General features: G+C 63.1%; 9 protein-coding genes. 2 read left to right on the forward strand and 7 right to left on the reverse strand.

Going from position 1 to position 8,184, the window contains the following annotated elements; all coding sequences use genetic code 11:
- From ACY69P_RS11255 to ACY69P_RS11265, 3 genes are all read right to left on the reverse strand, one after another.
- The coding region (locus tag ACY69P_RS11255) for a 3'(2'),5'-bisphosphate nucleotidase CysQ family protein (protein WP_462327531.1) at positions 1-524 on the reverse strand (524 nt) is incomplete at its 3' end.
- Entirely contained in the window at positions 521-1,015 is a 495-nt protein-coding gene (locus tag ACY69P_RS11260; protein ID WP_462327532.1) for an acyl-CoA thioesterase, read from the reverse strand. The genes ACY69P_RS11255 and ACY69P_RS11260, both read right to left, overlap by 4 nt.
- A 100-nt stretch (positions 1,016-1,115) precedes the next feature.
- Positions 1,116-3,596 carry a PAS domain S-box protein gene (locus tag ACY69P_RS11265; protein ID WP_462327533.1) on the reverse strand — a complete coding sequence of 827 codons (2,481 nt, stop codon included), beginning with the start codon at positions 3,594-3,596 and terminating at the stop codon, positions 1,116-1,118.
- Between the two features lie 119 nt (positions 3,597-3,715).
- Between ACY69P_RS11265 and ACY69P_RS11270 the strand changes: the two genes are divergently transcribed.
- On the forward strand, positions 3,716-4,360 hold the full coding sequence (locus ACY69P_RS11270) for a peptidylprolyl isomerase (RefSeq protein ID WP_462327534.1): 645 nt from the start codon (positions 3,716-3,718) through the stop codon (positions 4,358-4,360).
- A 76-nt stretch (positions 4,361-4,436) separates the two neighbouring features.
- Positions 4,437-5,039, forward strand: a complete 603-nt coding sequence (locus ACY69P_RS11275; protein WP_462327535.1) for a peptidylprolyl isomerase — start codon at positions 4,437-4,439, stop codon at positions 5,037-5,039.
- An 87-nt stretch (positions 5,040-5,126) separates the two neighbouring features.
- Here ACY69P_RS11275 and ACY69P_RS11280 read toward each other — a convergent pair whose 3' ends face one another.
- The 4 genes from ACY69P_RS11280 to ACY69P_RS11295 form a co-directional block, all read right to left on the reverse strand.
- On the reverse strand, positions 5,127-5,759 hold the full coding sequence (locus tag ACY69P_RS11280) for an ABC-type transport auxiliary lipoprotein family protein (protein WP_462327536.1): 633 nt from the start codon (positions 5,757-5,759) through the stop codon (positions 5,127-5,129).
- Entirely contained in the window at positions 5,756-6,907 is a 1,152-nt protein-coding gene (locus ACY69P_RS11285) for an MlaD family protein (protein ID WP_462327537.1), read from the reverse strand. The genes ACY69P_RS11280 and ACY69P_RS11285 overlap by 4 nt, the downstream gene beginning before the upstream one ends.
- Positions 6,904-7,671 carry an ABC transporter ATP-binding protein gene (locus tag ACY69P_RS11290; protein WP_462327538.1) on the reverse strand — a complete coding sequence of 256 codons (768 nt, stop codon included), beginning with the start codon at positions 7,669-7,671 and terminating at the stop codon, positions 6,904-6,906. The genes ACY69P_RS11285 and ACY69P_RS11290 overlap by 4 nt, the downstream gene beginning before the upstream one ends.
- A 2-nt stretch (positions 7,672-7,673) precedes the next feature.
- A partial coding sequence (locus ACY69P_RS11295; protein ID WP_462327539.1) for an MlaE family ABC transporter permease occupies positions 7,674-8,184 on the reverse strand: 511 nt, incomplete at its 5' end.

The following is an 8,184-nucleotide window of genomic DNA, read 5'->3' on the forward strand; positions in this document are numbered from 1 at the left end:
TCGGTCTGCGGCGCGGGGTGTGAGCGGCTGGCCAGCAGTACCGGGCCGTCCGGTCCGGGCGTGGCGGTGTGTATGGGCGCGGCCTCTGTGTTGTCGTAGCGGCGGAAAGCCCCCACCTCCGGCCCGCCCCAGTAGGTCACGCCGCGTACGGGCACGCGGATGATGCCAAGGACGGGGCTTGTGTCTTCCACAAGAGCGATGTTGACGCAGAACTCGCCGTTCTTTTTGACGAATTCCTTGGTGCCGTCCAGCGGGTCCACAAGAAAGAAGCGGGGCCATGCCGCGCGTTCGTTGGCGGGCAGGTGCGCGCCTTCTTCCGACAGGATGGGGATGTCCGGATACGCGGCGGCGAGGCGCTCGCAGATGAGGGCGTTGGACGCGCGGTCCGCCCGGGTGATGGGCGAATCATCGGCCTTGTATTCCACGTCGAAGCCGTCTTCGTAGATGCTGAGGATAACGCGTCCGGCGTCTTCGGCAATGGCGGTCAGGGTGTGGGCCATGGCGGTGAGGTCTGGGGGAGTCATATTGCGCGGTTCCTGCTGTTTTTGCCCATGCGGCGTTCCGTCAGCCGGACCGAGCGGCGCGCCTGCGCGGCGTCCCTGCGGCGGAAGTCTTCGGACGTTTCGGCGATAAGGGGCGGGGCCTGCATGGGCTTGCCGTCCTCATCAAGGGCAACAAAGGTGAGATAGGCGGAAACGGCGTGGCGCAATTCGCCGGTGAGGATATTTTCCGCATTGACGCGCACGCCCACTTCCATGGACGACGTGCCCACATAGTTCAGGCAGGCTTTGACGTGCACAAGGTCGCCCACGAACACGGGGTGCAAAAAGTCCATTCTGTCGATGCTGGCGGTGACGACGTTGCCCCGCACATGCCGCATGGCCACCACGGCCCCGGCGTTGTCGATGAGTTTCATCACCACGCCGCCGTGGACGTTTCCGGCGGGGTTGGCGTCCTGCGGCAACATCAGCTGCGACATGGAAATGCGGCTTTCTCGTACGGTTTTCCCTGGCATGAAGGCTCCTGATATATCGTGCAATGGGGGGCGCTGCCGCCTTGGGGCAGCCGCTGGACGGTACACGATTTCGCTGTGGACCGCTACGCGTCTGGTGGGATTAGTCGCAGGTCGGGCTGGGGGCGTCCACCCACAGGGGCAGCTTGACGGTGACGGAGGTGCCCGTCTCGCGGCTGGTCTCCAGTGCGATGCAGCCGCCGTGAGAGCGCGCTATGAGCGCGGCGGAGTAGGTGCCAAGGCCCGTCCCGCCCGGCTTGCCCGCTGTGGCGAACTTTTCGAAGAATCTGCTGCGGATTTCCTTGGGCACGGCTCCGGCGTTGTGGATGCTGATGGCGCCGGCGGAGTCGTCCAGCGTGATGGTGACGACGCCGTCCATGGGCGAGGCCTCCACCGCGTTGCGGATGAGGTTCGCCAGCATGGAGTACAGCAGCAGATTTTCGCCGTAGGCCGTAAAGGGCGTGTCCGGCGCAACGTTGCCCACGCGGTTGCGGCGGATGCGCACTTGCCGCGCCTCGGTCACGGGTTTCAGGTCCGTGATGATGCGTGTGAGCAGGTCGTTGATGTCCACGGCCTCGCGTGAAAGCGTGTAGGTGCCGCGCTCCATTTTGTAGAGGTCCATGGAGCGGTTGACCATATCCAGCATGCGGTAGCCGGACTTTTCCAGCTCGTCCATCAGCTTGAGCTGCTGCGGGGTGAGGTTGCCGTCATCGCGCAGGAGCTGGGGCACGTAGATGACGTTGTGCAGCGGGTTTTTCAGGTCGTGCCGCATAATTTGCTCCACGTCTTCGCGCAGTTGCTCCAGCTTTTTCTGCTCCGTCACATCGGTGGCAACCCAGATGACCCCGCGCGCGAGGTCCGACGGGTCCAGCGCCTTGCCTGTAAACTCTGCCCAGAAGGGCGTGTCGTCCTTGCGGCGCAGTTCGTATTGCGCGTGCACGGTTTCGCTGCGCTTTAAGCGGTCAATGAATGTGGCGGCAAAGTCGGCGTAGGTCTCGTCCGAGGTATGGATAATGCGCGTGCTTTGGCCCTGCATGTCCTCGGGCGTGTAGCCGAACATTTCGGCAAACAGGGCGTTGACCCGGACGATGATGCGGTTTTCGCGCACGTACAGGACGCCCACCATGGAGTTGTCGAAAATGGCCTCGAATTCCTCCAGCGCTTCCTGAATGCGCTGCTCCTGCCGCTTGCGCTCGGTAATGTCGCGGAACCAGAAAATGCGGCCAAGATGCGTGCCTTTGTTGCTGAAGAAGCCGCGGGAGCGGCGCTCGATGACGCGGCCATCGCGAAGCTCCAGCTCGTAGTCGTCCTCTTCGACCTCCGGGTGCTCGCACAGCCAGAGAAAGTGCTGGTACATCGCGCCCGGGTCGGGCATAAGTGCGTCAATTTTCGAAAACGCCTGCTCGCGGTTTTCGGGAAGCAGGTCCTGTGGTTCAAGGTGCCACTGCTCAAGGTAGCTGACGTTCCAGAAGGTGGCGTAGAGGTTATGGTCCACCACAAGGATGCCGTCGGGCGAGGTGTCCTGCTCTGTGCGCAGCAGGGCGTCCTGATAGCTGAGGCGGCGCGCGACCACGGCGCGGTAGAGCAAGATGCCCGCGCCAATGAAGAACAGCGTCAGCACCACGGCAAAGGCCGTGCGCTGCATGCGCAGGGAGGTGAATCCTTCGCTGACCTTCGTGGCGTCGGCGGAGAGGCCTCTGGGCAGGTGCTGGGTGCCACTGGACGCCGTGGCCCATGCCACCAGCCTGCAGCACGGCCCGCCGGAACCGTCTCCATTGCCGGTGATGTGCCCTTCATGCGATTCCAGAACCTTGAGGCGCCATGCGCTGGGCACGGGGGAGTCGTCAAAGGTGGGCTCCAGAATGCTGCGGCCCAAAACAGGGCGGGCGTTGTTGAATAAAAAGCGTCCATGCCGGTCGAGGAGGAAGACCTCGCCGTAGCCTTGCAGGCGCAGGGGGCTGACGTAGCTGTTGACGAGGTGGTTCAGGTTGACCACCGCAATAACGGCGCCGTGCATGACCGTGGTGGTGCGCACCGGAGCGATGATGGCCAAAAAGCGGTTGCGGGGTGTGATGTGCAGGTCCGGGGCGTACATGGCGTCCGGTGAATCCTGAATAATGCCCCACGACTCTTGAATCCAGCGTTCGGCCTCGCGCTCGGCCTGCTCCGCGCTCTGAAAGCCGGAAATAGCCAGCATCCCCGGCGCGTCGGGGGATTCGTAATAGCCAAGGACGAGCAGTTCGGGAAAGCTGGCCCGCAGTGGCTCGAACATATTTGGAAAGGTGGCCTTGCGCTCGCTCCCGGATTCGATTTTGGGCATGGTTCTGCGGGCAAGGTGTGTGATGGCGGCGCTGAGTGCGCCAAGGCGGTTTTCAATGGCGCGGCGGGAGAGCTGCACCGCGGTCATTTGCTGGTCGTTGAAAATGCGCTCGTAGTCCGATGCGGCTTGGTCGTCTATCCAGTAGGCTGCGGCGGAAAAGATGCTGGTGGCGATGAGGAGGCCAAGGGCGTAGAGCGCCGTCAGCCACCAACGGTGGCGCCGGAATCCCACGGAGGTGCGTGGCGAAGGAGGTGGATGCTGCATGTGGCTGTGCTACCTGCGGTACGTGGCCGTGTCTTCGGCGCTTTACACCGGTGCCTTCTTTCCCTAATCACATCGGAAAAACGGAAACAAATCACATCATACCCTATGAGGATAAAATAATGAAGCTGGTTCGCTCTTTGCGTGCGGTGTTTCTTTGTCTTTTGCTGTTTGGCCTTGCTGGGTGCGCGTCCATGGGCGGCACTCCGGCGCGCCCAGACGACACCGTGCGCTTTCCCCGTGTGGTGATGGAAACGACCATGGGCGACGTTGTCCTTGAGTTAAACCGCGTCCGCGCCCCAAAAACGACCGAGATGTTTTTGCGGTTTGTGGAGCAGGGGCTGTATGACGGCACCGTGTTCCATGCCCTTATTGATAACGTGATGCTGCAGGGCGGCTACTTTGATGAGAACCTGAAACGCCGGGACACCGGGGTGCTGGAGTTCACCAACGAGGCGGACAACGGCCTGACCCATGAGTTCGGCACCATTGCCTTTTCCCACCGCAATGCTGGCGGAAAGAACTTGACGCCGGGCTTCTTTATCAACGTCAATTGGGACGGGAATCCTGAACTCAACTACGACTCGCACGTGGATATTTCCTACGGCCTGCCTGTTTTCGGCAAAATTGTCGGTGGAATGGACACGGTGCTTGATATTGTGGAAAAGGCGCAGGACCATGGGCGCTTGGTGCGTATTTTCATTATTCCTGATACCTATGAGCGCATCATCCACGCCTACCGCGACGACAGCGCCGAATCGGACTAGGGCGGCCCTTTGTCCGGCCTTGGCGCGCTGCCGGCGCGCCTGACGCAACGCACAACCACCCCACAAGGAGTGACATATGAAAACTGCACGACTGTTTCTGGCGGCCCTGACGCTGGCTGCCCTCTGCTTCGCCACCGCCGCCTTTGCCGCCAAGCCCGGTCCCGGACCGGTGGTGGTGCTGGAAACCACCATGGGCAATGTGATGGTGATGCTGGACGAGAAGAACGCCCCGGTTTCCACAAAGAACTTCCTCCAGTATGTGGACGATGGCTTTTATGACGGAACGCAGTTCCACCGCGTGATTGACGGCTTTATGGTGCAGGGCGGCGGCTTTGACGGCACCCTGAACCAAAAGACCAACACCCGTCAGCCCATCGTGAACGAGGCGGGCAACGGCCTGTCCAACGACAAGGGCACCATCGCCATGGCGCGGACCTCCGTGGTGAACAGCGCCACCAGCCAGTTCTTCATCAATCTGGTGGACAACGACTTCCTGAACCACAAGGACGAAACCCCGCGCGGCTTCGGCTCTGCGGTGTTTGGCCGGGTTCTCCGCGGCATGGACGTGGTGGAGAAGATTGGCAAGGTTTCGACGGGCCGGTCCCGCGGTATGGGCGACGTCCCGCGCGAGACCATCCTCATCAAGAAGGCCTACCGCTACGAGGACGCTGCCAAATAGCGCGCCTGCGCTCCAGCGTCTGACCACAGTACAAGACAAAGCGCCCTGTCCGATGTTCTCGGGCAGGGCGCTTTTGCGTGCGGTGGCCTAGGGCTGCGCGGACAGCGTGGCCGCGAGGTCGGCGGCAAGCTGGTGCAGGATGTCCTGCACGCCGCGCTCAAGGGCGCTGGCAAGGTCTGCCGCCTTATGGCGGCGGAGGGGGACGCGCTGGGTGTAGGTCTGGTCAAACATAATGTCGTAGTCCCCAACCGTATCGCGCAGCAGGAAGAATTGCATCTGCACCACGGCGGCGGGGGCGTCCGTGTCCTGAAAGTCGCCGTGCAGGGCGCTGACTGTGCCCTCCAGCACGTAGTCCGGGCGCAGGGTGGAGCCATCACCGGCCACGGCGGTGAACAGCGCGGCGGAGCGCATGGCGCGGCGCGTGGCCTGCGTCAGCATGTCTGCCGGGTTCACGAGGTACTGGTTGTAGTAGTCAAAGGCATAGAGCGTCTCGCCCGTGCGGTAGACCATTTCGCGTCCGGAGCTCTCGGGCGCGATGGCGAGGCGGCGGACCTTAAGGACGCCCGTCGCGCTAACGCCTGTGGGCGCCGGCGGCGCGGGGCGCAGGGCGTAGTGGTGAATCTCCGGCGCGGGGCCTGTGAGGCTTCCGGCGCAGCCCGCGCACAGCAGGGCGAGCGCCGTCACGGCAAGGCAGAGGGCAGTGGTGGCGTAGCGCTTCACGGCAGTTTCTCCGGGTCGATGCGTTTGGGCGGCGCGCCAAGGATGAGGCGCGCGGGGTTCTGGCGGGCTTCCCCGGCCACGGCGTTGAGGTTGTCCATCAGCCGCCGGGTGTCCTGCAGGATGGCGCGGATGTTGGCGGACTCGGACTCCGTCAGGTCGCCTACGCCGCGCAGGGTGCGCTCCAGCTGTTTCATGCTGCGGCGGATGTCCTGCGCTGCGGCGCTGATGTCCTCAATGGTGCCGGGCAGGCGCGAGAGGGCCGCGCCGAGCTTGTCGTCCTCCAGCAGGGTGTTGATGCTGACGCTGGCGCGCTCCAGATTGGTGCTGACGTTGCGCGCCTTCTGGAAGGTGGCCACAAAGTTTTCTTCGGAGCTGTCCACCATGCGGCGGGCTCCGGCCACGGCCGCGGCGGCGTCGGGGACGATGGTTTCAAGGCGCGGGTCGCTCAGCAGGGTGTTGACGCGGCGCAGGCCCGTGCGCAGTTCCAACAGGTCCTGCTGGATGAGGCCGCCAAGGGTGGCGACATCGGCTTCGTCGAGGCCGGTGTTCACCTTGTCCAGAATCTGCGCGAGAGTGTCGCCGATGTGCTGGAATTCAATTTCCTTAATGGCGTCGCCGATGCTGTCCATGGCGGCTTCCAGCCTGCTCATGGTGCTGGGCGCGGAGGGAATGTAGGGGTTCTCCGGCTCCCAGCTGATAGGCAGGGGCGGGGAGTCCTCGGGATCAAAGAAGTTGAGCTCCAAAAACGCGATGCCGGTCAGGCCCTGCGTGGTCAGGCGGGCGCGCAGGCCAAGCTCAATGGGACGGCGCAGGTACAGCTTCTCCCGCGCGATGCGCTGGCCGAAGAAATTGGTCACCAGTTCCTTGTCCAGCGCCATGTCCACCAGCACGTAGCGGCCCAGCTCATCCGCGTGGGGGTAGCGCGTCCAGGCAAAGGTGATGTTCTTGACCGTGCCCACCTTCACGCCGCGGAATTTCACAGCGCCGCCAACGTCCAACCCTTGGACGGATTCGTCAAAGTAGGATTCCACGATAATGCTTTCGCGGAAGGTGGTGCCAACACCAAGGTAGATGATGGTCGCGGCCAAAAGGCCTATCCCCGTCAGGATGAAGAGGCCGAGCCGAAACCGGCTTGTCCGAGTGCTCATGGTTGTTCGTCGCTTTCCGCCTTGCGGTTGAAGAAGTGGCGGACCCACGGGTTGTCGGAGTGGTCCTTCAGGTCATTGGGGCGGCCTTCTGCGATGATGCCCCGCGTGCGTTTATCCAGCATTATGACACGGTCCGCAATGGTGTAAATGCTGGGCAGTTCGTGCGTGACCACCACAAAGGTCATGCCGAGGCTGTCCCGCAGGCTGAGGATAAGCTCGTCCAGTCCCGCCGAGGTGATGGGGTCCAGCCCGGCCGATGGCTCGTCCAGAAACATGATATCCGGGTCCAGCGCCATGGCGCGTGCTAAGGCCGCACGCTTGCGCATGCCGCCGGAAAGTTCCGCTGGCATATGCTCCTCGTAGCCGGAAAGGCCAACAAGGGAAAGCTTCATGCGCGCGGCAAGGTCCATGGCCTCGTCCGGCAGGGTGGTGAACTCCTCCATGGGCAGGCGGATGTTCTCGCGTATGGTCAGGGACCCGAACAGCGCCCCGGACTGATACGTCACCCCAAAGCGCCGCAGGATGGCGCGGTGGTCGTCGCCCGTGGCGGCGGTGAAATCCTCCCCGCCAATGAGCACCCGGCCGGAGCGCGGGGCCTTGAGCCCGATCATATGCTTGAGCAGGGTGGATTTGCCGCAGCCCGACCCGCCAAGAATGACAAACACCTCGCCCGGTGCCACGGAAAAACTGACATCATCGAGGATGACGGTGTCGCCATAGCCGCCGACAAGGCGGTCCACCTGTATGAGTGGCGCGTCGGTCATGGCTATATCCCCAGCGCGTAGTAGATGGTGGCCAAAATGCCGTCCGCCACGGCGATAAGCACCAGTCCGCTCACCACGCTGGAGGTGGTGGAGACGCCAACGGCGCTGGCTCCGGACCCGGTGCGCAGCCCGCGCTGGCAGCCGATGCCCGCCACAAGAATGCTGAAGATGAGCGCCTTGAACAGCCCGCCCAGCACGTCGCCGGTGGTGACGTTTTCAAAGACGCGCGTGGCGTAGGTGATGAGGGGATACCCAAGCCCCGTCACCACAATGCCGCCGCCAATCAGCGCGAAAAAGTTAAAGAAGATGGTCAGCACCGGCATAATCAGCAAGGTGCCAAGAACGCGCGGCACCATCAGAAAGCGTATGGGGTCCAGCCCCATGGTGCGCAGGGCGTCCACTTCTTCATTGATGACCATGGTGCCGATTTCCGCGGCAAAGGCCGATCCGGAGCGCCCCGCAAGCAGGATGGCCGTAACCAGCGGGCCAAGCTCGCGCAGCATGGAAAGGCCA

It is taken from the genome of Desulfobaculum sp., from assembly GCF_054921475.1.